At 39.5% G+C, this 25,866-nt stretch carries 24 protein-coding genes and 11 pseudogenes; 19 read left to right on the top strand and 16 right to left on the bottom strand.

Features of this window, described 5'->3' with window-relative positions; genetic code table 11:
• Positions 1-7: 7 nt before the first annotated feature.
• The 11 genes from MAE_RS09845 (at position 8) to MAE_RS09795 (ending at position 8,164) form a co-directional block, all read left to right on the top strand.
• Entirely contained in the window at positions 8-466 is a 459-nt protein-coding gene (locus MAE_RS09845; protein WP_002758350.1) for a DUF29 domain-containing protein, read from the top strand.
• 16 nt (positions 467-482) lie between these two features.
• Positions 483-941 carry a DUF29 domain-containing protein gene (locus MAE_RS09840; protein ID WP_012265437.1) on the top strand — a complete coding sequence of 153 codons (459 nt, stop codon included), beginning with the start codon at positions 483-485 and terminating at the stop codon, positions 939-941.
• A 16-nt stretch (positions 942-957) separates the two neighbouring features.
• Positions 958-1,422: a DUF29 domain-containing protein gene (locus MAE_RS09835; protein ID WP_002796831.1), complete on the top strand. Its 465-nt coding sequence runs from the start codon at positions 958-960 to the stop codon at positions 1,420-1,422.
• Positions 1,423-1,928: 506 nt separating this feature from the next.
• Positions 1,929-2,303 carry a DUF433 domain-containing protein gene (locus tag MAE_RS09830; RefSeq protein WP_002784772.1) on the top strand — a complete coding sequence of 125 codons (375 nt, stop codon included), beginning with the start codon at positions 1,929-1,931 and terminating at the stop codon, positions 2,301-2,303.
• The gene (locus tag MAE_RS09825; protein ID WP_012265434.1) at positions 2,300-2,650 is read left to right on the top strand and encodes a hypothetical protein; all 351 of its coding nucleotides are present in this window, start codon (positions 2,300-2,302) and stop codon (positions 2,648-2,650) included. The genes MAE_RS09830 and MAE_RS09825 overlap by 4 nt, the downstream gene beginning before the upstream one ends.
• An 818-nt stretch (positions 2,651-3,468) precedes the next feature.
• Positions 3,469-4,101 (top strand): CDP-alcohol phosphatidyltransferase family protein, encoded by a 633-nt coding sequence (locus MAE_RS09820; RefSeq protein ID WP_002768800.1) that lies wholly within the window; start codon positions 3,469-3,471, stop codon positions 4,099-4,101.
• A complete protein-coding gene (locus MAE_RS09815; RefSeq protein ID WP_002768798.1) occupies positions 4,076-5,032 on the top strand; it encodes a phosphatidate cytidylyltransferase in 957 nt (318 codons plus the stop codon). Before MAE_RS09820 ends, MAE_RS09815 begins: the two co-directional genes overlap by 26 nt.
• Positions 5,029-5,670, top strand: a complete 642-nt coding sequence (locus tag MAE_RS09810; RefSeq protein ID WP_012265433.1) for a lysophospholipid acyltransferase family protein — start codon at positions 5,029-5,031, stop codon at positions 5,668-5,670. Before MAE_RS09815 ends, MAE_RS09810 begins: the two co-directional genes overlap by 4 nt.
• Before the next feature lie 41 nt (positions 5,671-5,711).
• A complete protein-coding gene (locus MAE_RS29185; protein ID WP_012265432.1) occupies positions 5,712-5,975 on the top strand; it encodes a class I SAM-dependent methyltransferase family protein in 264 nt (87 codons plus the stop codon).
• Between the two features lie 91 nt (positions 5,976-6,066).
• A protein-coding gene (locus MAE_RS29180) for an ISAzo13-like element ISMae28 family transposase (protein ID WP_125730310.1) occupies positions 6,067-7,289 on the top strand; the annotation gives its coding sequence in 2 pieces (ribosomal slippage) (positions 6,067-6,547 and positions 6,547-7,289; 1,224 coding nt in all).
• 56 nt (positions 7,290-7,345) lie between these two features.
• Positions 7,346-8,164: a class I SAM-dependent methyltransferase family protein gene (locus MAE_RS09795; RefSeq protein WP_012265431.1), complete on the top strand. Its 819-nt coding sequence runs from the start codon at positions 7,346-7,348 to the stop codon at positions 8,162-8,164.
• Between the two features lie 34 nt (positions 8,165-8,198).
• Here the strand turns inward: MAE_RS09795 and MAE_RS09790 are convergent, their stop codons facing one another.
• Positions 8,199-8,549 carry an IS66 family transposase gene (locus tag MAE_RS09790; protein WP_002768794.1) on the bottom strand — a complete coding sequence of 117 codons (351 nt, stop codon included), beginning with the start codon at positions 8,547-8,549 and terminating at the stop codon, positions 8,199-8,201.
• A 228-nt stretch (positions 8,550-8,777) separates the two neighbouring features.
• On the opposite strand from MAE_RS09790, the gene MAE_RS09785 reads away from it, so the two are divergent.
• Both MAE_RS09785 and MAE_RS09780 read left to right on the top strand, forming a co-directional pair.
• Positions 8,778-9,050, top strand: coding sequence for a hypothetical protein (locus tag MAE_RS09785; RefSeq protein WP_002757090.1), 273 nt, complete (start codon positions 8,778-8,780; stop codon positions 9,048-9,050).
• A gap of 120 nt (positions 9,051-9,170) precedes the next feature.
• A complete protein-coding gene (locus tag MAE_RS09780) occupies positions 9,171-9,425 on the top strand; it encodes a hypothetical protein (protein ID WP_012265429.1) in 255 nt (84 codons plus the stop codon).
• A 464-nt stretch (positions 9,426-9,889) separates the two neighbouring features.
• Here MAE_RS09780 and MAE_RS31950 read toward each other — a convergent pair.
• From MAE_RS31950 to MAE_RS09760, 6 genes and pseudogenes are all read right to left on the bottom strand, one after another.
• Positions 9,890-10,027 (bottom strand): annotated as a pseudogene (locus MAE_RS31950) (adenosine kinase); the annotation flags it as partial.
• A gap of 6 nt (positions 10,028-10,033) precedes the next feature.
• A complete protein-coding gene (locus MAE_RS09775; RefSeq protein ID WP_012265278.1) occupies positions 10,034-11,104 on the bottom strand; it encodes an IS630-like element ISMae27 family transposase in 1,071 nt (356 codons plus the stop codon).
• Between the two features lie 62 nt (positions 11,105-11,166).
• Positions 11,167-11,271, bottom strand: a pseudogene (locus tag MAE_RS31945) (PfkB family carbohydrate kinase); the annotation flags it as partial.
• 429 nt (positions 11,272-11,700) lie between these two features.
• Positions 11,701-11,799: pseudogene (locus MAE_RS36395) on the bottom strand (adenosine kinase); the annotation flags it as partial.
• Between the two features lie 5 nt (positions 11,800-11,804).
• Complete coding sequence (locus tag MAE_RS09765) at positions 11,805-12,848, bottom strand: IS630 family transposase (RefSeq protein WP_012265427.1); 1,044 nt, start codon at positions 12,846-12,848, stop codon at positions 11,805-11,807.
• Positions 12,849-12,894: 46 nt separating this feature from the next.
• Positions 12,895-13,607 (bottom strand): annotated as a pseudogene (locus MAE_RS09760) (adenosine kinase); the annotation flags it as partial.
• A 61-nt stretch (positions 13,608-13,668) separates the two neighbouring features.
• Between MAE_RS09760 and MAE_RS29160 the strand changes: the two are divergent.
• Positions 13,669-14,079, top strand: coding sequence for a hypothetical protein (locus MAE_RS29160; RefSeq protein ID WP_174718080.1), 411 nt, complete (start codon positions 13,669-13,671; stop codon positions 14,077-14,079).
• Here MAE_RS29160 and MAE_RS09755 read toward each other — a convergent pair.
• Positions 14,013-15,227, bottom strand: a pseudogene (locus MAE_RS09755) (ISL3-like element ISMae36 family transposase). The gene MAE_RS29160 and the pseudogene MAE_RS09755 overlap by 67 nt on opposite strands.
• A 201-nt stretch (positions 15,228-15,428) precedes the next feature.
• Here MAE_RS09755 and MAE_RS09750 point away from each other — a divergent pair.
• A complete protein-coding gene (locus MAE_RS09750) occupies positions 15,429-15,713 on the top strand; it encodes an ISAzo13-like element transposase-related protein (protein ID WP_041803987.1) in 285 nt (94 codons plus the stop codon).
• Here the strand turns inward: MAE_RS09750 and MAE_RS09745 are convergent.
• The 4 genes and pseudogenes from MAE_RS09745 to MAE_RS09730 form a co-directional block, all read right to left on the bottom strand.
• Positions 15,700-15,999, bottom strand: a pseudogene (locus MAE_RS09745) (transposase); the annotation flags it as partial. The gene MAE_RS09750 and the pseudogene MAE_RS09745 sit on opposite strands and share 14 nt — an antisense overlap.
• Before the next feature lie 104 nt (positions 16,000-16,103).
• The gene (locus MAE_RS09740) at positions 16,104-17,372 is read right to left on the bottom strand and encodes an IS701-like element ISMae34 family transposase (protein ID WP_012264345.1); all 1,269 of its coding nucleotides are present in this window, start codon (positions 17,370-17,372) and stop codon (positions 16,104-16,106) included.
• A 232-nt stretch (positions 17,373-17,604) separates the two neighbouring features.
• A pseudogene (locus MAE_RS29155) lies at positions 17,605-18,666 on the bottom strand (ISKra4 family transposase).
• Between the two features lie 91 nt (positions 18,667-18,757).
• A pseudogene (locus MAE_RS09730) lies at positions 18,758-19,519 on the bottom strand (IS630 family transposase); the annotation flags it as partial.
• A 65-nt stretch (positions 19,520-19,584) separates the two neighbouring features.
• Here MAE_RS09730 and MAE_RS35680 point away from each other — a divergent pair.
• Positions 19,585-19,965 carry an ISAzo13-like element transposase-related protein gene (locus tag MAE_RS35680; protein WP_012265419.1) on the top strand — a complete coding sequence of 127 codons (381 nt, stop codon included), beginning with the start codon at positions 19,585-19,587 and terminating at the stop codon, positions 19,963-19,965.
• On the top strand, positions 19,910-20,203 hold the full coding sequence (locus MAE_RS36390; protein WP_080506955.1) for an ISAzo13-like element transposase-related protein: 294 nt from the start codon (positions 19,910-19,912) through the stop codon (positions 20,201-20,203). The genes MAE_RS35680 and MAE_RS36390 overlap by 56 nt, the downstream gene beginning before the upstream one ends.
• On the opposite strand, the gene MAE_RS09720 is transcribed toward MAE_RS36390, so the two are convergent.
• Positions 20,177-21,163: an IS30-like element ISMae39 family transposase gene (locus MAE_RS09720; RefSeq protein ID WP_012265332.1), complete on the bottom strand. Its 987-nt coding sequence runs from the start codon at positions 21,161-21,163 to the stop codon at positions 20,177-20,179. The two genes, MAE_RS36390 and MAE_RS09720, sit on opposite strands and share 27 nt — an antisense overlap.
• 109 nt (positions 21,164-21,272) lie before the next feature.
• Between MAE_RS09720 and MAE_RS34500 the strand changes: the two are divergent.
• A pseudogene (locus tag MAE_RS34500) lies at positions 21,273-21,391 on the top strand (ISNCY family transposase); the annotation flags it as partial.
• Positions 21,392-21,416: 25 nt separating this feature from the next.
• Here the strand turns inward: MAE_RS34500 and MAE_RS09715 are convergent.
• Both MAE_RS09715 and MAE_RS09710 read right to left on the bottom strand, forming a co-directional pair.
• A pseudogene (locus MAE_RS09715) lies at positions 21,417-22,169 on the bottom strand (IS630-like element ISMae24 family transposase); the annotation flags it as partial.
• A 151-nt stretch (positions 22,170-22,320) separates the two neighbouring features.
• Entirely contained in the window at positions 22,321-22,614 is a 294-nt protein-coding gene (locus MAE_RS09710) for a helix-turn-helix domain-containing protein (protein WP_012265417.1), read from the bottom strand.
• Positions 22,615-22,872: 258 nt separating this feature from the next.
• Between MAE_RS09710 and MAE_RS09700 the strand changes: the two are divergent.
• Positions 22,873-23,730 (top strand): annotated as a pseudogene (locus tag MAE_RS09700) (IS5 family transposase).
• Between the two features lie 604 nt (positions 23,731-24,334).
• Here MAE_RS09700 and MAE_RS09695 read toward each other — a convergent pair.
• Positions 24,335-25,549, bottom strand: coding sequence for an ISL3-like element ISMae36 family transposase (locus MAE_RS09695; protein ID WP_012265414.1), 1,215 nt, complete (start codon positions 25,547-25,549; stop codon positions 24,335-24,337).
• Between the last annotated feature and the right edge of the window lie 317 nt (positions 25,550-25,866).

The raw sequence follows: 25,866 nt of genomic DNA, 5'->3' as shown, positions 1-25,866 counted from the left end.
AGTATTTATGGAAAATAAAACTCTGTACGAACAAGACTTTTATCTCTGGATTAGAACTACTATTAATCAACTGCAAGCCAGACAGTTTGAGCGGGTAGATTTAGATAATTTACTGGAGGAGTTAGCAAGTATGGGAAGGAGTGAAAAACGCAAAATCGAAAATCTTTTGATTCAATTGCTGGTACATTTGCTGAAACTAACCTACTGGACAGGAGAAAAAGCTAGAAATGAGGGTCACTGGAAAGGGGAAATTAGAAACTTTCGCCGACAAATAATCAAAGAAGTTAAAGATAGCCCTAGTCTCAAACCCTATCTTTTGGAAATCTTTGAGGAATGCTATCAATTTGCTAGAAAAGATGCTAGTGATCGCTCTCAATTACCCCTCGATACTTTCCCCGCTATTCCCCTTGGTTCCCTTGAACAAATTCTCGATGAAGATTGGTTTCCCACTAATAACCATGAGTAATATATAGAGGTCAATTATGGATAATAAAACCCTGTACGAACAAGACTTTTATCTCTGGATTAGAACTACTATTAATCAACTGCAAGCGAGACAGTTTGAGCGGGTAGATTTAGAGAATTTACTGGAGGAATTAGCAAGTATGGGAAGGAGTGAAAAGCGCAAAATCGAAAATCTTTTGATTCAATTACTGGTACATTTGCTGAAACTAACTTACTGGACAGGAGAAAAATCTAGAAATGAGGGTCACTGGAAAGGGGAAATTATCAACTTTCGCCGACAAATAATCGAAGAAATTAAAGATAGCCCTAGTTTAAAACCCTATATTCTGGAAATCTTTGAGGAATGCTATCAATTTGCTAGAAAAGAGGCTCAAGTTAGAACTCAATTACCTCTTGATACTTTCCCCCCTATTCCCATTGGTTCCCTTGAACAAATTCTCGATGAAGATTGGTTTCCCACTAATAACCACGAGTAATATATAGAGGTAAATTATGGATAATAAAACCCTGTACGAAGAAGACTTTTATCTCTGGATTAGAACTACTATTAATCAACTGCAAGCCAGACAGTTTGAGCGGGTAGATTTAGAGAATTTACTAGAGGAATTAGCAAGTATGGGAAGGAGTGAAAAGCGCACAATTAAAAGTCTGTTAACCCGATTATTAGAACATTTACTTAAGCTCAAATATTGGGCGGCAGAAAGAGAGAGAAACGAAGGTCACTGGAAGGGAGAGATTAGAACTTTTCGTCTCGATATATTAGATGAACTTAAAGATAGTCCTAGTCTGAAACCTTATCTTTTGGAAATTTTTGATGAATGTTATCTTTCAGCCCGAAAAAATGCCAGTGACCGCTCTCAATTACCCCTCGATACTTTCCCCGTTATTCCCATTGGTTCCCTTGAACAAATTCTCGATGAAGATTGGTTTCCTGCGGGCGATAATCTGGAAATATAGCCATCAGTTAGACTGCTCCATACTGCTCTAACAAAAAACAACTATCTCCCGATAGCGATCGCAAAAGGTCGAATAACTGTAAGTTTCTGTTAAGGGGTGCGGTCAGATCGAAGAATCATCGCTAGAATGAGCCTAATTGTCAGTGCGATGCCGAAGGCACTGCATAGCAGATCGCCGCTCTTGTAGGGTGCGTTCCCTAATGTGGCTCCTACTGCTCCACTGATCGATTTTGGGGAACGCACCACACCCATTGATTGAAGCTGTGGTCTAAATTTGATCGCCGATCTTGTAGTACGGGGCCTGGTGATGCTCACACAAATGATACTGAATTGCCAGATATTGGAGTTCACTACTGGCTAGATGCAGGAACGAGGCTGAAATACATTTTGAAGGTCTGGGTCGAGGATTAAAGAGCTTGCGAATTAGTAGTCAGGGTGGGCGTTTGCTCACCTTACTTTTTCATGCGGTAATATGGAATGAGATGGTGAAAGACTGAGACTATAGCTATGACGCTCGCATCTAATGGAAAAACCGCTATCATTCGTACAGAGCGAGGACTGACAATCGCAGGAACCCGCATCACCCTCTATGATGTAATGGATTATGTGACTGCTCAATATCCACCTAAGTTCATTCAGGGATTATTTGATCTGACGGAAGAGCAAATTAACACTGCCCTGGCTTATATTGAGGCTCATCGTGCGGATGTGGAAGCTGAGTACCAGCAAGTTCTCAAAGAAGCTGAAGAACTCCGACAGTATTACGAAGAGCAAAATCGTGAGCGAGTTGCCCGTATTGCTGCGCAACCACCTAAGCCAGGCTCCGAGGCTGCTTGGGAAAAGCTTCGAGTGGCTAAGGCAAAGCGTGAGTCGAAAGTATGATTTTTTTGATTGATCACAATCTCAAAGGTCATGCCTTGGTTTTCTTGGGTGCGATCGCAACTCAGGGCTGGCTTGATATCGTCCCGATGCAGTTCGTCACCTTTGCAGAGATGGATTTGTCGATCAACAGTGATGACAGGACGGTTTGGCGACTTGCTCAAGAGAATCAGATGATTTTGCTTACCGCTAATCACAGTATGGAAGGGAAAGATTCCCTAGAGCAGGTCCTGCGTGAAGAAAATACCTCAGAGTCATTGCCTGTGATCACCGTTAGCAATGCTGATCGGCTTTTGATTGACATCCTCGCCGCCCTAAAAGTGCGGCGATTCCTAAACCTCACGATTTAAGTTTCTGCTTCCACCACCGTCGCATACCACAGTTAAAAAACCATGTACTGTCTTACACAGAGTCCACAGACTTTCGCCCCATTTCAGAAGCCCGATTCCGTGTGTCCCACGGTACGTTGACCGCCTATAGCTTCTTGTACTTGTTGCGCGCGACTTTTTACCCGGCCAAGCTTTTCTGGTCGGAACCCCCTAAGCCGAGTTTTCAAGGTGCTGCGCCGTCCACTTGGTTTTCGAGACTGGCCTTTTAATTCTAACGTAAAGCCAACCTAGAACGGCGGGGTTTCAGACCCAAAATTTCCGATGATTCCGAATATCGAGGTCGGTGTGTTGAAAGTCTTGTTGAAATTGTGCTTGATATTGATACCTATCGAGGCGCAAGGCGAATATTCATTCCGTGACGCGGCGAATGCTAGGGCCGTTGAAGTCTATCTGTAGGGACACGGCATAACGGGGTCTTTATACTGAATCGGTTTTTAATAGTATGATTAACTCCCAATCCAACTTGAAAAACCCGCTCCCTTCTCCCCACTGCTGTAACAAAAAACAACTATCTCCCGATAGCGATCGCTAAAGGTCTAATAATTGTAAATTTTTGTCAATGGGTGCGGTCAGATCGAAGAATCATCGCTAGAATGAGCCTAATTGTCAGGAATTTAGTTAACCAAGGTTTTTGGCAATAGGCTAATCTGGCTAACACGCTTTTGGACGTGATATGGGGAAAACTTCTGGCGATTACGCCTATCTCTTGGTATGATATATTTATAGTTCCATATCTCTGGACAAAAATTTTTAAATTTATAAAAGTTGATCTAAATTCCGTGATTACTATCTATCAATTAAAGCCAGCTTTTCAAAAGATATTGAGTCCGCTAGTCAAGCAACTAGCGAAACAAGGAATCACGGCGAATCAAATTACCACATCTGCTGCTGTCTTATCAGTATTGATGGGAATAGCAATTGTCCTTTGGCATTGTCAGCGCTGGCTACTGTTGCTGATGCCTTTGGTACTTTTTATGCGAATTGCACTGAATGCGATTGATGGGATGTTAGCCAGAGACTACAACCAGAAAACATCGTTAGGTACTATCTTAAATGAACTAGGAGATGTAATTTCTGATACTGCCCTCTACCTTCCCTTTGCCTTAATACCAGGAGTTTCTAGTATTTTGGTTGTCCCAATTGTCTTACTGTCAATCATCAGTGAAATGACTGGAGTTCTCGGGGTTACAGTGAGTGGAAAAAGACAATATCAAGGGCCAATGGGCAAAAGTGATCGTGCTTTTTTATTTGGTATAATTGCTTTATTATTAGGATTAGGATTGACAGCAGGAAAGTGGTTAGATTATATTTGGATTACCACAATCTTACTGCTATTTTCGACAATTATCAATCGGGCTTACAGCAGCTTAAAGGAATTAGAGTATCATGGTTTGGACGAAGCCAGCAATTAATGTTATCTGGGGGTTAGCAGGGGTATTTATCCTATTAATACTAGCGACTCTCATAATTCAGCTTCTCTCCCTAACTTTGCCAGAGAGAAATTATACAGAACTGAAGCAACGAGTCAAATCTTGGTGGGCAATTACCCTTCTTTTCTCAACTTCTCTCATCCTCAGTCCTGGAATAGCTGTGATCTTTTTTGGTTTTGTCAGTTTTCTGGCCCTGAAAGAATATTTATCTCTAATTCCGACACGGCGGGCAGACCGTCGCGTCTTGTTTTGGGCTTATTTAGCAATCATCTTACAATATTACTGGATTTACAGTCGGTGGTACGGAATGTTTTTAGTATTTATCCCAGTTTATATGTTCCTTATCTTGCCGATGCGGATGGTAATTTTAGGAGAAATACACGGTTTTCTCAAGGCAATAGGAACTCTACATTGGGGATTGATGCTGACAGTATTTAGCATCAGTCACGTCGCCTATTTATTAAGGCTACCACCCGCAGGTAATCCCATAGCTGGCGGTGCTGGATTGTTACTGTATCTTTTATTTTTGACGGCTCTGAATGATATTTCCCAGTACTTGTGGGGAAAAAGTTTGGGAAGACATAAAGTTTTACCGACAGTTAGCCCCAACAAAACCTGGGAAGGCTTGCTAGGAGGGATAATAACGACAATAGTATTGGCAGTAATTTTGGCTCCTTGGTTAACTCCGTTTAATTTAACTCACGCATTCTGGCTGGGGTTACTATTGGGAATTGCCGGTTTTATTGGTGATGTTACTGTATCGGCTCTGAAGCGAGACTTAGGAGTTAAAGACAGCGGTAATCTCTTACCAGGACACGGTGGTATTCTTGATCGTATTGACAGTTTAACTTATACTGCTCCCCTATTTTTCCATTTTACTGTTTACTTTTATTTCCGGGGGATGTTAGCTTGAATAAGTTACTGCGATTGTTGTTTTTTGGTTGCGTGGTTAGACTGATTGTCTTGGTCATTATCGGACTAAGAATCAGTCACAAAGAGAGGCTACCAAAATCGGGACCAGCGATAATTGTTGCCAACCACAACAGCCATCTCGATACCCTGGTATTGATGACACTCTTTCCCTTAAGGTTATTAGACAAATTGCGTCCAGTAGCGGCGGCGGACTATTGGTTAAAGAATCCCTGGCTGACTTGGTTTTCTCTAAATATTATTGGTATCATTCCCTTAAGACGCGAAATGGGGAATGTTCGCGAGCATCCTCTAGACAGTTGTTCTCAGGCATTAGTGCGGAGAGAAATTCTGCTAATCTATCCTGAAGGCTCTCGCGGCAATCCTGAATCTTTAACTAGCTTTAAGAGTGGCATTGCCCATCTAGCGAAACGGCATCCAGAAATCCCCATCTATCCAATTTTCTTGCATGGTTTAGGCAAGACACTTCCCAAAGGTGAAGCTTTATTAGTCCCTTTCTTTTGTGATGTTTGGCTTGGTAATCCTCTCCATTGGACTGGCAATAAACAAAGCTTTATGGATTTGTTAAATCAGTCAATACAAGAGTTGGCATCATCAGGAAATTTTTCTGCTTGGCAATAAAAAAGTTCTTGATTTTTCTTGATTAAACGAAGGAATTAACCATGAATTCTCAAACCTTACCTAGCTATGATTCACTAAGTCGTCCGCTGCCAATTTGGCATCCTAAAGCCATCTACTACAGCCTTGTAAGATTGCTGTTTCAAACCATCGGGCAACTTTCAGACGGAATTCGTCTGGGCTTGAAATACGGCTTTGATTCAGGAGTCATGTTAGAGTATGTTTATCGCAATCGTCCCAGCGGCATTAGGGACTTCCAAAAAATAAACTATTCATGCTCAAGAATAATAATCATTCTCGGAGTGTAGGAGGTAGGGGTCGATGGTTGCCTCCTCCTTCCAATTTTGTAGTAGAATTAATCCTGTACATTATTAATCAAGTTTTTCTTTGTAAGTGTATATGGAATTAACTGATTCCCTCAAGAAATTGCTCAGTGAAACTGCACTTCAATTAAAAGGTGCAGCTAAAAGAAGATTCATGGCCCAAACAGTCTTAGAATTAGGCTATGGGGGACAAACCCTTGCTGCACAGGAGTTAGGCTGGAATCGAACTACTATTCGTAAAGGAATTAAAGAACTAAAAAGAGGTATTATTTGTGTTGATAATCATTCAGCTAAGGGGCGGAAAAAAGCAGAAGAACATTTACCTTTTCTATTGGAAAACATCAAAAGTTTAGTGGATTCTCAAAGCCAAACTGACCCAAGTTTTAAAAGCCAAAGGCTTTATGTGAGACTGAGTGCGGCCGAAGTCCGAAAGCAATTAATCTCTAAATATGGGTACAGTGATGAGGATTTACCGAGCGAGGAAACTATTCGGGTTAAATTAAATAACTTAGGTTATCGTCTGAAAAGAGTCGCTAAAGTTTTACCTCAAAAAAAATTCCAGAAACCGAGGCAATCTTTGAGGAATTAGCTAACATTAATCGGGAAGCGGATGAAGACCCTACGATGTTACGTCTTAGTTTGGATGCCAAAGCCCGTGTTAATATTGGACTATTTGATCGAGGAGGTAAGAATAGAATAACTGTCGAAACAAACGATCATGATTTTAATCCGAAAACAACCCTAACCCCTTACGGAATATTTATTCCAGAATTTGATGAGTTGTTTTTGTATTTCACTGCCTCCACAGTCACCAGTGACTTTATTGTTGATATATTAGAAGATTTCTGGGAGTCGGAAAAATCTCGTTTTGAGAAAATTAAAACTTTGATAATTAATCAAGATAATGGACCAGAAAATAATTCGAGACGAACTCAGTTCATGAAACGTATAGTTGAGTTTTCCCAAAAATATCAAGTTAATATACGTTTAGCTTACTATCCCCCTTACCATAGTAAATATAATCCTATTGAACGAACCTGGGCTGTGTTAGAAAACCCTTGGAATGGGAGTATTTTAGATGAAATCGAAACGGCTTTGAAATTCGCCCAAACTATGACTTGGAAAGGAAAACACCCGATTGTTAAGTTGATTACTGAAACTTATGAAAAAGGAGTAAAGCTTACTAAAAAAGCCATGGAAAAAATCGAAGAAAAAATCGAACGTCTCACAGAATCAACGAATCAAGACTTTCCCGATTTGGGACAATGGTTTATTGATATCTATTATGATAAGACCTAGTTTGTAGTTAACTAAGATGGTTAGCTAAAAACTGTCTTTGATTCTTTAACTTGTCCTTGTTATACTCGAAAAAGCTCGGAAGTATAAGAGTTTGTGCTGCCTATTTTTTCGGAAAAATAGGTTGTAATGGGAGACTCTTTGTTTTCCTAGACAAAAATAATTACTTTTTCAAAAAAACACTTTTCTATTTTTTTGTTGGGTATTTTATTCTCTGGAAGTCCCTTACCTGGTTTGGCAAGATAATTGACCGTGTTTATCTCGACTCCCAGGGATGGCAGGGAATCCGTCAACGTGGGGAAATTCTGAAAAGCGTATTGCGTCAAGTTATCCAAGATAATTTTGAGCAAGGGGTAACAACTAACCTCCTCGATGTTGCTTGTGGTGGTGGCCGCTATGACTTGGAAGTTTTGCTAGATTTTTCGGGTGGTGCAGTGAATGCTTTATTGCGAGATTACAAGGCAGAAAATGTGCAAAAAGCGCAAGAATTAGCTCTCCACCTTGGCGTATCAGCAACTATCGAACAAGCTGACGCTTTTAACGATGACGACTTAAACCGGGTCTTACCACCGCCTAATTTAATTGTCGTCTCGGGACTCCACGAAATATTACCAGATAATGAGTTAATTCGTCAGCATTTCCAGCAATTATATCGTCTTCTTGAACCAGGCGGGACGCTCATTTTTACCATTCAACCCTACCACCCCCAATTAGAGTTTATTGCCAGGGTATTAAATTCTCATACAGGTAAACCTTGGGTGATGCGCCTGAGACCGCTAGAATTAACCGAAGCATGGGCAACTGATGCGGGTTTTCAAGATTTCCAGGTACAGATGGATAACTTTAATATTTTCGGGGTCGTCAAAGCGAGAAAGTGAAGTCAGCGAAAACTCATTTTGTAACTATTCAGGTCTAGGGGTTGACAAAGAGAGAAAAATCAGCAGTGGGGATAAGAGAGACAACCGTATTCAAGGGGTGATGGACAGAGGCCAAAGCCTGACGGAAGAAAGTTAAAACCGAACGGCCTTGGGCGCGACAAGACTGAATCACGGTCAATAAACGGGCAGTATCAACAAAGCCACTGAAGGAGCGAGAACCACCAGCTATCTTGCGCTTAGTTACTCCCAAACGCAGAGAACGCTCGGCTCGGTTATGATCGGGAGAGACTTGAGGATGCTCGAGGAAATACCACCACTGATGGGACTTGTCCAGCAAGGATTTCAGCAATAAACCTGCAGCATAACCCGCCTGGGGTCGCCACACAGCTAAAGCTTGCTCTAACCGCAGCGATCGCCGATCTTGTAGGGTGCGTTCCCTAATGCAAGTCCCACTGCTCCAGCGATCGATTTTGGGGAACGCACCATGCCCATTGATTGAAACTGTGGGTTTAAGTGCGATGCCGCTCTTGTGGGACCAGTTGGGGAATGTTAGCGAAGATTCCCAATGTTTAGGTTAAAATAGAGGGGCAAAAGTTGCAACAAGATCAATCCTATGACAGTCCGACAACCCCGCTATAGCAAAGAAGAATTTGCCCAGCGTGGCGATCTGATTTATCAAACTCAAATACGTCCACAAGTCGAATTGGGTAATCAGGGCAAAATTGTAGCAATTGACCTTGAAACTGGCGACTTTGAAATTGATGCGCGTGAAATATCTGCTTGCAATAGACTCGAAGCCCGTCACCCAGATGCTCAAATCTGGATTGTTCGAGTCGGTTCTCGCTATGTTCGCCGATTTGGTGGACGGACAAAGAGATTAGTATGATCGCCGGAATCGTTAACGCGGATTTTGAGGCGATTATTTCACTTTCGATCTTGTGACTCTGAAGGAAATATTTACGCGCAAGATGCGATCGTTGATACAGGTTTTAATGGTTGGCTTTCATTGCCACCAGACCTAATCGATCAGCTAAACCTGAAATGGAAAAGACGAGGACGTGCTATTCTCGGTGATGGTAGCGAATGCGTTTTTAATGTCTATGAAGCTCTCGTAATTTGGGATGGAGATTATCTGACTATCCCAATTGATGAAGCTGATTCGGAACCTCTAGTTGGAATGTTATTAATGGAAGGCTATCAACTCACGGTTCAAGTATTTGAAGAAGGCAGCGTAGAAATCCGCAAAGTAAGTGCCGTCTAACACTGCGTTGGAGACGACTTCACAAAAAATACCTATAAAAATTACAGGTTATCTGCGGCGGCTGAACTAGACCGTTATACTGAATCGGTTTTTAATAGCATGATTAACCCCCAATCCAACTTGAAAAACCCGGCTCTTCGGTTTGTCTTGTGCAACGTACAGGGTTATAAGGAATGAAACTCTTATAGAGAAAGACATGGCTGCGATTTTTGTTAATTGGTTTCGATCTAGAGCGAACTAATCAATTAAATCTCTTGCCAGATAAGGATTCAGTCGATTTATGCCCCCATATCGAACCATACTAAGTAACGAAGAACCAAAAACCCGCTCCCTTCTCCCCGCTCTCCTATACTCTTTAAACAGGATTTAGTCTAACTATCTAAATTACTCGTTAAGACTGTCTATGAGCAGGGAGCAGGGAGAAAAAACCTGACTACTGACTACAAGCTGATCACTGACAAAACCTATCCCAAAACGATCAAATCGCGCAGGGATTGAATTTCCTCGGTTTGTAAACGCGCTCCAAAAGTAGAAACCACCCGGGCAGCCGCTAGAGAAGCGAGATTTCCCGCTCCTTTGTAACCCATACCGTGGGTAATACCATTTTTCTAAATTCCTGACAGACATAGAGCTTCTAAAATCCAAGACCATCCCGTCAAATACCCGATCGTGTCATTGGATAGAGAATTTAAAAGATGGTAAAGTTTACTTCTTAAGTTATCAAGGGAGTTAAAATTGCCCCAGGCCAATAGGTTTTTCAAATATAGCCAAACTCTCTCAATTGGATTTACTTCTGGACAATAGGGAGGTTGATAAAATAGGATAATATTATCAGGTATTTCTAGGTCGGTCGCCGTATGTGCGGGAGCATTATCTAATTGAATAATATGTAATTCCTCAGAAAAAGCTTGAGAAAAAAGCGTTAAATATTGATTAAAACATTCCCCATCTAAATGAGAAAATTCATAGAAAAAACTGCTACCTGTTCGAGGTTCTATTAAACCATAGAGCCAGAGATATTGAAAATTATACTGAAAATTACCAAGGGGCTTTATGCCTTTAATTGTTATTTTATCTCTGACAATGGTATGACAGCCGAAGCGACTTTCATCTTGACACCAGAAGCGGACTTTTAAATATTGACTAACTTTTTCAGATTCCTTTTCTAGTAAAGCTTGTAGCTGTTCAGATAGATTATTTTGGAATATTTTTACTTCTCCTGGTAATTGTTTTAAATTTTGAGGTCGAGCCACTTTTAATTTAGCTTGTAATTCATTTCTTACGAGACGGTAAACAGTTATATAACTGGTGGGTATTTCTAAAATAATTGATACCCAAAAATGAATTTCTTTATAACTTTGAAATCCTTCTGGGTCTTTTAATTCATTCTGAATTAGAGCGGCTTCTTCCACTGAAATCTTTTTGGGTCTTCCCAGTTTTTCTGGTTCTGACAAGAGATTTTCTATCCCTCCTTCTCGATAACAACTTAACCAGCGATGAATAGTTCTTTCTGAGCGTCCTATTAACACGGCGAGATGACGAACCGTTTCTACCTCCTTAATTTTTAGTAGATACAGGGATTGTACTTTAGCAAAGTTTAAAGAGGTTACTTGTTGCTTCAACAAGGATTTTAAGTCTTCTACTGACTCAGCAACATTAATATTAGGGACTCCACTCATTGCCTTTTTACCACACAAACTATACCTTTACCAAGTATGACATACTTTTTGAAAAATGGTATAATACCGTAGAGAAACGCACCTGCATACATATCCCCCGCACCGACGGTATCGATCGCCTGTACGGGATGGGGGTCAATTTCCAGGAGATTTTCGCCATCATAGATCTGGACTTCCCCCATACAGAAATACTAAAAAATTAACAAAACCCTTACTGCATGGAGCTTCTCAGAAAAAATTGAAAAGAGGCTACTGGGTACATTTTTCGCTTGAAAATGGCTGTACCGTTGACTGTATCTGAAGTAGAGCGATTCCGTAGAGTTGGCTGTATAGTGATCGCTAACCTGATGGTAACAGATAGTGTCATTAATCTCTAGAGTCAGCGATTCCCTCTGTAGCCATGTTTTTGATGGTTTTCTGCCCCGAAACAAGCTATAATGGTCGAAAGGTCAAATTTGAAAAATTTTGCCTCAAACCCTATCTGCGTAAGGACTTCAGGATTTTGTGTCCAGTAGTCCATTAGTATTATATTGCTTTAACTCAGGCTCTGTAAGACTTTTAGCCATAGCTAGTATGTTTATACGGGGGAAGTTCAGATAGATCAAAGAACCATTGGCACCCCGGGTGATAGCGAATCCTTGGGCAATGGTTTTAAAATAGGCGATCGCTGACTCAATTTCCTCGCTGCCGGAAATATACTTTAGACGTTCATAATCTGAGATTTATTAAACTTCTGAAATCGTAGAGTCAGCAAGGAATCCAGTTCTTTTTTATGTTTCAGATGGGCATCATTCAGACATTCATAAATAGCTGAAGAAAAGTCAGAAAAGTTCTCATAATATTTACCATATAAACATTTCTTTTTGACAAATTTCCACAGCCTTTCAATTAAATTTAGATTAGGCGAATAAGACGGTAGATAGAGTAGCTCTATTGACAAATAAAGAGCCAATTTTTCAACAATTTTACATTTCTGATAGCGGGCATTATCTAATACGAGAGTGATGGGAATCATTAGTCCTAAAGCAGCTATTTTTGACCGGAGTTCACAGACTTGAGCTGCTGTAATATAAGTGTCATTAGTAACCATAATAACTTCATGAGTTATCGCATTTAATGCTCCTAAAACATTGAAGCGTTTACGCCCGCTCGGTGACTTAACGAAAAGTCTCTCAAAACACCAAACAAAACCGAGAAATGCTCCCATGACGAAGTGAGCGGCATCAACAAAAAAAACAGCCATTTTTCCTTCTTTAGCCTCATTTAGTCTGGGTTCTAGCTTTTTTTCTTTGTAGTCCTCTTGTTCATCCCGGTCAGCTTTAGAAGGAAGAGAACCTACTTTTATACATTTCATTCCCATTGATTTTAAAAATTTTCTCACTTGGGTAGGACTTCGTTTTATTCCCGTCAATTCTTCTCTCCTATATACAGCTTCATTTATTGTGGCTGGTGGATTTTTCTCGAAGTATTTTTTGAGCGGTTCTTTTTGAGACTCTAATTCACTTTTAGGGCGATAGAAGTTGATTTCTTTTAATTTTTCTATTCCGCCTTCTTGATAATCTCGAAGATAAGTTAATAAGGTATTTGGCGAGATTCCTGCTAACTGACAAATTTTTTGGTGCGGTATCTTTTGGCTCTTTAACCAGAGAACTTCCATTTTCAGTTGAACCCGGGGATGGGGATGATGAAATCTTTCATAATACAGTGAGTTCTTTTCTTCTTCCGTGAATTCTAGGTTAATCATGTTTTTAATGAGTGCTTTGCTTCTAATTATGACTCTTAAACTATATTATTGTCTTTGAGTAAAAAATGCAAGTTGTAGCCGTGCAAAGTATAGTCAAAGCTTCCGACTCATTAGCGAAAACGAAATCTAACCCCGTTCCGATCATTTCCAGTAATCCCTCCCGGAAGAAGATCGCCATATTGGGATCCGACAGGGATAAAGCGGTTTTGACTCCAGCAGCCTGAGCAATTTCTCGCCCTTTAATAGCGGCAGCTTTGGCAGTGGGAGAGGTGACGAGATAACCTTCGAGATAGAGATAATCGGCATTAACGATCGCTGAAGGTACTAATTCTCGTTCGGAAATTTCCCCGGTGATGCCGAGAAAAGTATTCATGGTGCGATCGGCATCGGGAGTCACGAAAACTAGACATTTTCCCGTGATTCCCACCTCTTTTTCGCCACCGTGTTCATTGGTAAGCTAAACGGCGCTTAACCTGCATGATCCAACAGCTATAACCCTTTTGGAGTCTATATCGGTGATCCGAAGTAAAAGCCGTTTAGCTTATGCAAACCACAGGCCCGCAGATCTTGCAGATAAAACTTACCTAATTCGTCATTGCCCACTTTACAGGAATAGAAACCTTTACCCCCCAACTGAGCGATCGCTACTAGGGTATTCGCCGCCGATCCGCCACCGCTGCGTTTACAATCAAGAGCCAATTTTTCCATCAACTGGGTTTGACGATTTTCGTCCACCAGCGTCATCACTCCTTTAGGGACTTGCGTATTAATAAATTACCATCTAGACTAGAGAAGCAACTTGTTACTCCCACTCTCAACTATGGTAACTGAACTGACTGAAAAAATCAAATCAAGCTTGAAAGATGCGGCAAAAAAGCTGACAGGTTTTAAGAAAAGGGCTTTTATGGCGCAAGTAACTATAGACTATTTTAACTCTTCGCCGCGCCGGGCCGAAACAGAATTGGGATGGTCTAGGCAGGCAATAGCAACGGGATTGAAAGAGCTAGAAACTGGGATTATTTGTGTTGATAATTATCGTGCTAGGGGGAGAAAAAAAACGGAGGAACTGCTACCAAACTTAGAGGCAGACATCAAAAGTTTAGTGGAGATGTACTCGCAAGCAGACCCTAAATTTCAAGGCTCTTCGTTATCCTTTATGCTAAATCAACAGACAAGATGCCAAGACAACATACTTCTAACCCAAAAATTCCGAAAGTTTCTCAAGCCATAGCCTCTCCGTTTTATTAGTTTAAGTTTATTGTTGATTCCCTCGACCACCCCATTCGTTGTCCTTCGCTCAAAATAACTAATGATTTCTCCAAACCAGTTTCGGATTGTTTGACAACTCTTGGTAAAAACACTGGAGGATTTTGCCAACCATTCCGAGATGGATAGCATTCCCTCTGTCGGATTCTCTGAGGTTTCATAAATCTTTCTAAATTCTTCCTTTAATTCCTGCATCTTTTTCAAATTTGGGAATTTTTCTTTGATAGCTTCTAGTTTAATTTTTTGGGGTTCCGTTAAATCTTCTTCATTTTTTAACAGGCTATATTTACTTCGCTTTAAAACTTCTAGCTTCGCTTCTTTTTCTGCTTTCTGTTTTTTATTTTTCTGCGCTTCTACGGCTCTTTTTTCCGCTCTTCTCTGTTCGTCTAACTCTTGATTAATTTGTTTCATGACATGGAATCTATCGGCGACTACCTCGGCCGATGGCATCAATTCTTTCACCAAATTTTTATAGGGCAACCAAAGGTCTATGCTCACTTCTTCAATTTGCTCTAACACCTCTTTTCCCCACCCAGTAAGCGTTTCCCTCAACTCTTCTTGTGTTCGCTTCTCTAGAATAGCTATTAGTTTTCCCGTATCTAAATTTACTAAAACCGCACAGTAATTTTTTTGTCCTTTGACTAGAGCGATTTCATCAATTCCTAGTCTTTTTAATTCCGATAGGTCTGGCTCTGTAATTTCTTCGGCGATGTCCTCTATCATTCTTTGAATCTCTTCTTCCGTTACGTCATTTATTCGACTAACATTTAAAATATCTCCTTCTTTTAATTGTTCGAGTATATTTGCGGCTAGTCTTTTCGTATAGGTTCGTTTCTTGGCGACAAAATCTAACTCTTCGCTAAAGGGTTTCTGACAATTATCGCACTTAAATTGACGACGATTAACTTGTAGGTATACTGGTTGACCTGAGATTGGTAAATCTTTGACTAAATGTCGATGATTTTGGTGGAGTTTATCGCTCTCTAACCCACAACGAGGACAGGTTGCTTTTTGATTTTTCGATTCGACTGGTCAAACTATACCGATATTTTCTAGGTGTCGATAGCCTTGAATACAGGTTCCTTTTAGGTTCAAAAATTTGTCAAGTATCATAAGTAAAATAATCTCGTTTTTGGCTATTATATCAAATCTTAACTCGATTGTCTATCTTTTGGTATTAACTTGTTTGTGCCTTAAGTCCTTCCCTATATGGATTTCAGATACTTTTGAGCGTAGGCGCTCTCATCGAATTTTATTTTAAGTTAATTATTTGCATAACAATTCCCGAAGAGCCAATTTCAATCAACTTTTGCTTTGACAAAAATTAGTGCCAGAGCCGTAAGAGAGGCATTAAAAGAAGAAAAAGGCTATCGAGATGAACAATTGCCTTCTCGTCAAACCATTGGAGATATTTTGAATCGAATGGGCTATAGTTTAAAAAAAACACAAAAAATAAAACCGCTCAAAAAAATCCCAGAAACCGAGGCAATTTTTGCCAATGTAGCTCAAGCCAATCAAGCCGCTGACAACCAGACTAAATCTTTGAGAATTTCCTTGGATAGCAAAGCTAAAGTTAAGATATACTTTAGACGTTCATAATCTGAGATTTATTAAACTTCTGAAATCGTAGAGTGAGCAAGGAATCCAGTTCTTTTTTATGTTTCAGGTGGGCATCATTCAGACATTCATAAATAGCTGAAGAAAAGTCAGAAAAGTTTTCATAGTATTTACCATACAAACATTTCTTTTTGACAAATTTCCACAGCCTTTCAATTAAATTTAGATTAGGCGAATAAGACGGCAAATAGAGTAGCTCTATTGACAAAGAAAGAGCCAATTCTTCAACAATTTTACATTTTTGATAGCGGGCATTATCGGGAGCAAGTCGCAAGTAGGGGAGCATCTCACTTACGCGATAAGTAATTATACTTAGCCTAAAAGCCACTCTTAATCGTGTCTTGGAACGAAATAGTGGGACTTAAACAAATTTCAAGCCCAAACAAAGCCTAAACTGGCTTTGTAAGCGGCAAACACATCCCGATTCTCGGTCAGCCACTCAAAGAAACGGAAAGACATCGCTGTCCGAAAAGCTTCCAAGGCTTCCACAAAAGTGTTTAAAGGTCGATTCGCCCACTGCCTTTGCAATCCCCCAGTTAACTTATGCCACAGGATAAATGTATAGGCACAAAACACCAGGATAAAATGACGAAGTAAGCTTCGTTTATCCCTGACTTGATATTCCCTTAACCCTAACCATCCTTTGGCTTCTCGGTAGAATACTTCCACCCAATTTCTTTCGGTGTAAGTCCTCACTATCCACGAAGCTGTTACTGTATCTGCCTCAACTACATTGGTGATGAAATAGTCCACCTCTGTGGCTTTTTCCATTGAACTTGCATTCATGACGATCGCCAAGTTCCTTTCTCCTTCTAGTTGAGATATTTTCGCTCTGAATACCGCTACCCAAACCGTTTTTTCTTTATCTAGATTTAGGGTGATTTTCTCCCAATCCTTTTCTGATAGGCTTTTTGCTAGTTGCTCAAGCTGGATTGTTTCTTCCACACCCCCTTCTTTTTCAATAATTACTTTTCGATTTTTTGCCAATCCTCCTAAGTATTTTAGCTTTCTTTCTTCCAGGGCTTTGAGAAAATTTGTGTTGTTGCCATAACCAGCATCTATTAAGACGATTTTCGGTCGATAGCCTCTGGTTAAGCTCCGGTCAATTAAATCTATCGCTATCTCTGGTTTCTTCTTAAATTCTTTGTCTTCTTTCCCCTCGGCTAAGGAACTAGCCGGTTGATAAATTTCAATGTCTAGGGGGACACTTTTTTTGCCGTCGTAGAGATGGGTAGTGACGGCGACTATTCCGTTGTCTGTCTTGCCAATTTCTCCTAGGTACTGCCTGCCAACTCCGGCGGTCAGATTGCCACTTTTTCGATGTCCTGAGTCATCGACAATCAGGGAAAATCCTCGGGGGATTTGCGTCTGGCGGCATTGGTTCATCACTTGCAACCGACATTCATTCACCTGACGGTCTGACCAGGGAGATTCGGTCAAAAAGTGATGTAATCGGTTATAAACTACTCCGACGGCATTATTGGCCATTTGAGTGAGGTTTTTCCTCTCACTTTCCCCTAATAATCCTCCTAAATATTGTCTGAAGCCGTTTTTTTGCGCTTCGTTTTTGAAGCAATTGTCAAACCGCCGACACCATCGGTCAAAGCATGGGGGCATCGCGGCTGGGGTTGTCTCTTTCATCGCTGATCTTTCAACGTAAAGTGCTTACTCTTTAACGATTATACTCGATTTGATCTTTATTTGGCGTTTAAGTCCCAATAGAGGCTTTTAAAGACTGCGTACATGGAGAATTAAAACAAGAATTACCCTCGAAAAGCCTATTTTTCCACTAAGTATTTATGCTCATTGCAAAGGTGAGATGCTCCCGCAAGTAGCAAGTCAGTTTTGTCAGAACATAAATACTATTCAATAGCTAAAGACTGTTATTTAGGTAAGCACAGCGGTGTTTAAGCACTTGAGGGATATTTTCTTCATTCCACTGGGCTCCAGAAATTTTCAGTCGTCGGTCAATCTGTTTAACCGTGGATTCAACGGCTCCCGAAGCAATAGAGCAAATCTCTTCTTGTTGATAGTAATTATAATTAACAATTCGATGACGATGAATCTCTAAATAACGACAGAAATTTTCAGCTCGTTCGTTTTTTAAAGGAGAGATTAATGCTATTGTTTCCTCAATTTTGCCCTGCCATAATAAACTTGCTGCTTTTTTCAATCTCTTCACTGAACCGCCGACTTTATGAAGATTTTCTACCAAATGAAACCAGTCAAGTATTTCTCTTTTTTCTCCTGGACAATCCCAATTTTTCACAATTTTCCCAATACCGGGATGTCCGTCTCCCAAACAGGTAAGGGGGTCAGATAAAGGTTGTTGATTAACCCAATATATTAACGATTCATTCTCTCCAAACCAAGCTTTTCTTAGGAAAGTATCAACACAGATTGCTTGATAATCTTTCCAGATACAAGCCTCTCCCTTAGTTTCGGTTCTTAAGCGCACTTTTCCTCCATCTAGACTAATTTCTTGAACGGGGTTTCCTGATTCTTCTTCGGCAAATTGGTGGCGATGGACTAATCGTTGTTGAGTCCTAGCCGAGACCTTCATCCCTGTATAAAATTGAAGATCTCTGGCGGCATTTTCATAAGAAACATTGGCACTAGCTCTTAAACAACAGCGTTCTAAGTAAGGACTAATTTGGTTATTACGAGGAATATTTAAACGGATTGCTTGTTTTTCTGTCAGGCATAATTCTCCGATGATGCTTTTTATTTTTCTCGGTCTCCCGGCTTGAGTTCCTGTCGTTTTTGTGACCAAAAAAAATCCTAGTTTCGGAGTTATATATTTTCAGGTCTGTTCTCTTATTGTCGTCTCTATTCCCTCTAAAGTTTGGATTTTTTCAGCCTCAGCTTCCTGATGAAGAATCTTGGCTATCGCTTGAATATGTTGGTTAAGTTCTTGTTGTTGCTCTGGAGTCATTTTTGTCTTTTCCCCACTCTTTTCTCTATCCCATACCCAATTGATGCTTTTGTCAAGTAGTTTATTTGTTCTTCAGCTTTGACTTGCTCCCGGCATTATCTAATACTAGAGTGATGGGAATAGTTATTCCTAAAGCAGCTATTTTTTTAAGAAGTTCACAGACTTGAGCTGCTGTAATATAAGTGTCATTAGTAACCATAATAACTTCATGAGTTATCGCATTTAATGCTCCTAAAACATTGAAGCGTTTACGCCCGCTCGGTGACTTAACGAAAAGTCTCTCAAAACACCAAACAAAACCGAGAAATGCTCCCATGACGAAGTGAGCGGCATCAACAAAAAAAACAGCCATTTTTCCTTCTTTAGCCTCATTTAGTCTGGGTTCTAGCTTTTTTTCTTTGTAGTCCTCTTGTTCATCCCGGTCAGCTTTAGAAGGAAGAGAACCTACTTTTATACATTTCATTCCCATTGATTTTAAAAATTTTCTCACTTGGGTAGGACTTCGTTTTATTCCCGTCAATTCTTCTCTCCTATATACAGCTTCATTTATTGTGACTGGTGGATTTTTCTCGAAGTATTTTTTGAGCGTTTCTTTTTGAGACTCTAATTCACTTTTAGGGCGATAGAAGTTGATTTCTTTTAATTTTTCTATTCCGCCTTCTTCATAATCTCGAAGATAGGTTAATAAGGTATTTGGCGAGATTCCTGCTAACTGACAAATTTTTTTGTGCGGTATCTTTTGGCTCTTTAACCAGAGAACTTCCATCTTCAGTTGAACCCGGGGATGAGGATGATGAAATCTTTCATAATACAGTGAGTTCTTTTCTTCTTCGGTGAATTCTAGGTTAATCATGTTTTCAATGAGTGCTTTGCTTCTAATTATGACTCTTAAACTATATTATTGTCCTTGAGTAAAAAATGCAAGTTATAGCCGTGCAAAGTATAGGAAATTTGTCTCGTGAGGGTAAAGCCCGCTATCTCGAGCCATTAAAAGCGGATGATCATGATAGTGAATGGCGGGCTGTTTTAGTCCCTTTAGGAATTCTAGATATGAGGGGAGAACGCCTGTCAATTTATTTCGGTCAATCGGCTGAAACCTCAGATTTTGTGGCAGATTGTTTAGAGTTGTGGTGGCAAGAAAATCAAGCAATCTATCCAGGCTTAGAAGAATTAGTCATTGATTTAGATGGAGGAGCCGCCACTCGCAGCAACCGCACTCAATTTATCAAAAGAATGGTAGAATTTGCCCAAAAAACCCAGGGGCAAATACGGCTCATTTACTACCCGCAAATGCCATAGTAAATATAATCCCATTGAACGGTGTTGGGCCGTCTTAGAGAACTATTGGAATGGGGCAATTTTAGATTCAATTGATGCGGCTCTTAATTGGGCTTCTAACATGACTTGGAAGGGTATAAAACCTCTAGTGCATTTGGTAGAAGGAACTTATGAAAAAGGGGTGAAGGTTTTGGCTAAAGAACTAGAACAATTGCAACCTTTCAAGGCCAATTCAAGTCTGAATTGCATCACTGTCTGATCTACCTTTATAGAATACCTCATTCGGGGTACGATAGTCAAGACATTTTCGAGGACGATTGTTAATCAAGTTTACGGCTCTTTCCACCTCCTCTGGCTTAACGATTTTAAAATTCGTTCCCTTGGGGAAAAATTGTCTTAACAGTCCCTTGGTATGCTCGTTTAATCCCCTCTCCCACGAATGATAAGGAGTAGCAAAATAAAAATCTGCTCCTAGTTTCTGACTCAACTCTTGATGTCCACAAAATTCTTTGCCGTTGTCACAAGTAAAGGTTTTTCTTTTGTCAGGGTGAATCTCTTGAAAAAGTTTTTCTGTGACTCTATTGATTTCCGATGCGGTTTTGTTTTTGGCTAATCCTGCTCCTAAAAATTTCGAGGCTTTATCTACATGAGTAACGAGAACTCCTAGATGATTGCCTCCAATCATTGTGTCACTTTCCCAATGACCGATTTCAGTTTTCTGGTCAGCAATTACTGGTCGCTCGCTGATATCTACACGCCCTGGAATCCCTCCACGCTTACTTTTTGCTCCGCCTCGACTCTTTCTTTGACAAAGCCCCCGGCGTAAATATTTCTGGTACTCTCCACATCCGTGATAGTTCTGATAGATCATTTGATAGATGGTTTCGTGACTGAGAGATTCTTGACTGGCTCTTTTCAGACGACCTGCTATTTGTTCGGGACTATGATAATCTTTCAATCCTTCTTTGACCAACTCTAAGGCTGACTCGCTGACATTTTTAAAGGGTTGTTTGGCATTTTTTCGCCTTGTCTCGCTTTGAGCTTGTGCTGTGTCAGGTAGATAGCAGCCAAGGGAACTTTGATTCCTTTTTAATTCCCGTGATATTGTGCTTTGATGACATCCGAGCCAGACGGCCATTTGCCGTTGAGATAAATTTCCCTCCTGACTAAGTTGGTAGAGCAAGTTTCTTTGTTCTATGTTAAGATGTTGGTGGCTCATTTTGGGTCTGATTTGTTTTTGTTAATGATCAGACAGTACCTGATGAGCCTTTCTTTGTCAACTCTTGAGGTTGATGCGTTTCATTTTTGAATTGGCGAACTTTGGGGCCAGTTTACCAGGTGTTTACCGACAATGCGCTGTTGCTTCCACAGACTTTTGGGAGTCCTATAAGACAGTAATTCCTAGTAAACGTCATCGACCAGTCGGAAAAGAAACTGGTCAAACTAATCCTATTGAAAGATTAAATAAGTACCTAGGCAAAATTAATTACATACTCGCCTCCAAAATTGTCCAGCACTTTTTTAACGTAAGCGAGGAGGCTCTTTCGGTCTTTATAGGCGCTAAATTCAATCCATTCATATTTTAAAAATCTCCATAATATTTCAATTAAATTTAAATGAGGTGAATAAGTGGGCAACCAAAATATTTTCAAGTTTTTCTTTTCCCATTCCTCAAGTTTCTCCATAAATGCCTCGCTGGTATGAATGGAAGCTTGGTCAATTATTATGACAGTTTTTTTCTGTATATTTTGGCAATATTTATCCAGAAAATTAATAACTATCTCGCTAGTAACCGTTCCGACCTGTGTCTCATAAAATAATTGATTATCTCGTTTCATTATTCCTAAAATATTTAGTCTTTTACCTTCAATTGGTGGTAACTTTATCGTGGTTTTTTCTTCTTGCCAAGCGTCAGGAATACAAGGCTTTGAATCCCCTCCCATTTCATCCAAATATCCTATCTCAATCTCTCCTCTTTTTTCCTGTTTTTTTAGTTCTTCTAAAATAGGTAGTTTGACCTCAAGCTCCCACTCATCAGGGGTTTTGGCGACCCCTCTTCTCACCCTTTTCCACCTCATGTTGATTTTTTTTATGAGTCTTTTTATCGTGTCTTTGCTTACGGTTAATTTCCCTTCTTCTACAATTTTTATCTGGATTTTTTTTAAGCTTTTCGGTTCTTCTTTTACCCAGTCAATAACTTGTTGACCTTGTGCTTCTGTCAATTTGTCAATTGGGAGCATCTCACTTACGCGATAAGTAATTATACTTAGCCTAAAAGCCACTCTTAATCGTGTCTTGGAACGAAATAGAGGCTTTTAAAGACTGCGTACATGGAGAATTAAAACAAGAATTACCCTCGAAAAGCCTATTTTTCCACTAAGTATTTATGCTCATTGCAAAGGTGAGATGCTCCCCTGTCAATTTAGGTTTTCTCCCTCTTCCTCGACGATTATAAAAACCAATTAGTTTTCTATCTTCCCAGGCCGTCAACCAATTATAGATGGTCTTTCTCGTAACTCCAAATATTCCGCTCAATTCTTCTATCGTGGTTCCCTGAAAACTTAAGAGTATACATTTCGCTCGCTCTCTTACTTGATGATGTTTACTAGCTCGATAAATTCTCTCTAGCATTTTCTGGCTCTCGGGGTTTAGGTCTCTAATCAATCTCATTGTATTTTCCTGCTGCTTCGTTTTTTTATGTATTATACTTCTTAATTTTTTATTTGGGTAATTAATTTTGCATGACTACTTAATACCTTTAGACAAAGGATTTCTCGGCTGGTGAGAGAGAGTCTATCTTTCTCTAGACCTCTTGCATAATTTTTTTATGGTATAATATAAGGTTTTGCTTTTTTCTCAATTCTTAGATTGAAGTGGAAAAAAGAATAAAATGTGATCTTAGGTCAGGAAATCATCTATAATTTTGCTATGTTTATTAGCAAAATTATGGATTATCAAAACTTATCAGATGAACAATTCAAACGCCGTTTCGGTGTGTATAAACAAACCTATAGAAAGATGGTAGAATCAGTAAAAAGTGTTGAAGCCGACTCTAATTCACCATCTAAAAGGGGACCGAAACCTAAACTATCTATAGAAGAACAAGTTTTAGTAACGTTAGAATATTGGCGAGAATATAGAACATATTTTCACATTGGTACAAGCTGGTAACTATCAGAATCAACTATATGTCGGATTGTAAATAAGACGGAAAAAATGCTTTTACAATCGGGAAACTTCCGTTTAAAAGGAAAAAAAGCTCTACTAAATCAAGCAGAGATACCGGTCGTAACGGTAATGGATGTAACGGAAACTCCCATTGAACGCCCCAAAAAGAAACAGAAAGATTTTTTGGGGGGTAAAAGAGGTTATCATACTTTAAAATCCCAATTAGTAGCTGATCAAACTACCGAGGAAATTATCTGTGTCTTTTGTGGGAAAGGTAGAGGTCATGATTTTAGTTTATTTAAAAAAAGTCGAGTTCGTTTTCATCCTTTAACTACCAGCATAGAAGACAGTGGTTATCAGGGAATAGCTGCATACCATAGTAATAGTTATACACCGAAAAAGAAATCGAAAAATAGAAAATTAACAGAGTTAGAAAAAGAGTATAACAAGGCTTTAGCCAAAGAAAGGATTATCATTGAACCTATAAATAGGAAACTCAAAATCTTTAAAATCTTATCCTGTAAATATCGGAATCGTCGTCGAAGATATAGTTTAAGAGTTAACTTGTTGGCGGCTATTTATAACTGTGAGTTAGGGATAGGTATAGCAGCTTCTTAAAAGTTGCCTAAAGATTAATCAAGTCAAGGAGAATTTATTCTCAATTATAAAAATTGAGATAGTTTGTGCCGCTTAAATAAAGAGGTTTTGATAACCAAATTAAAGCATATCTAAAGAGTTTTGAGTTAAAAGTTAAACTTCAAGTTTTCATTCAGGACTAATGTACTGGTTAACTAATTTTTTGGGGAAAATTAGTTAACCCATCATTATAACATATAATTAATTTGCAAGAGTTCTTCTAAAAAAATGGAGAATCACGTTGGGGAGCCCTTTGGTATTTTATCCATGACTACAATGCACAGCAAAGCAAAGGATTAAGCCGCCATCACTACTACCGAATCACCACCGAAGAGCGAAAGTGCAAGGGTTTTGAGTCCCTCGGATCGATTTCTCAACGTTTGTTTCTGGCACTTTTTTGGCTAAAAAAGTGCCAGAACCGTTTTCTAGTAAGGCTTTCAGTAATTTTCAGCAAGCCCTAGTTAAGAAAAATAATAAAAGATCTGTCACCTACGATATCGAACATAGTCAAAACTTGTTATCACTCTTAGAATCTTCTCAGCCGTGAACAGTAGGTTAACGGCTCTTCGTTACCCTTTATGCTAAATCAACATACAAGATGCCAAGATAACATACTTCTAACCCAAAAATTTCGAAAGTTTCTCAAGCCATAGCCTCTCCGTTTTATTAGTTTAAGTTTATTGTTGATTCCCTCGACCACCCCATTCGTTGTCCTTCGCTCAAAATAACTAATGATTTCTCCAAACCAGTTTCGGATTGTTTGACAACTCTTGGTAAAAACACTGGAGGATTTTGCCAACCATTCCGAGATGGATAGCAGTCCCTCTGTCGGATTCTTTGAGGTTTCATAAATCTTTCTGAATTCTTCCTTTAATTCCTGCATCTTTTTCAAATTTGGGAATTTTTCTTTGATAGCTTCTAGTTTAATTTTTTGGGGTTCCGTTAAATCTTCTTCATTTTTTAACAGGCTATATTGACTTCGCTTTAAAACTTCTAGCTTCGCTTCTTTTTCCGCTTTCTGTTTTTTATTTTTCTGCGCTTCTACGGCTCTTTTTTCCGCTCTTCTCTGTTCGTCTAACTCTTGATTAATTTGTTTCATGACATGGAATCTATCGGCGACTACCTCGGCCGATGGCATCAATTCTTTCACCAAATTTTTATAGGGCAACCAAAGGTCTATGCTCACTTCTTCAATTTGCTCTAACACCTCTTTTCCCCACCCAGTAAGCGTTTCCCTCAACTCTTCTTGTGTTCGCTTCTCTAGAATAGCTATTAGTTTTCCCGTATCTAAATTTACTAAAACCGCACAGTAATTTTTTTGTCCTTTGACTAGAGCGATTTCATCAATTCCTAGTCTTTTTAATTCCGATAGGTCTGGCTCTGTAATTTCTTCGGCGATGTCCTCTATCATTCTTTGAATCTCTTCTTCCGTTACGTCATTTATTCGACTAACATTTAAAATATCTCCTTCTTTTAATTGTTCGAGTATATTTGCGGCTAGTCTTTTCGTATAGGTTCGTTTCTTGGCGACAAAATCTAACTCTTCGCTCAAGGGTTTCTGACAATTATCGCACTTAAATTGACGACGATTAACTTGTAGGTATACTGGTTGACCTGAGATTGGTAAATCTTTGACTAAATGTCGATGATTTTGGTGGAGTTTATCGCTCTCTAACCCACAACGAGGACAGGTTGCTTTTTGATTTTTCGATTCGATTCGGCAAACTATACCGATATTTTCTAGGTGTAGATAGCCTTGAATACAGGTTCCTTTTAGGTTCAAAAATTTGTCAAGTATCATAAGTAAAATAATCTCGTTTTTGGCTATTATATCAAATCTTAACTCAATTGTCTATCTTTTGGTATTAACCTGTTTGTGCCTTAAGTCCTTCCCTGTATGGATTTCAGCTACTTTTGAGCGTAGGTGCTCTCATCGAATTTTATTTTAAGTTAATTATTTGCATAACAATTCCCGAAGAGCCAGGTTAACTCAGTTCTGGATAAAACGAAATCCTCAGAGCTTATCGGTTTAAAATCCCGATTTTTTAGCTTCATTTTGTCAACTGGGTTTTGAAGATTGGATTGACAGTTAATCACACTATTAAAAAAGGATTTGGC

This window comes from Microcystis aeruginosa NIES-843 (assembly GCF_000010625.1).
GTDB lineage: Bacteria > Cyanobacteriota > Cyanobacteriia > Cyanobacteriales > Microcystaceae > Microcystis > Microcystis aeruginosa.
The sequence above is the reverse complement of the archived record's forward strand: the minus strand, read 5'-3'. Positions and strand labels throughout refer to the sequence as shown.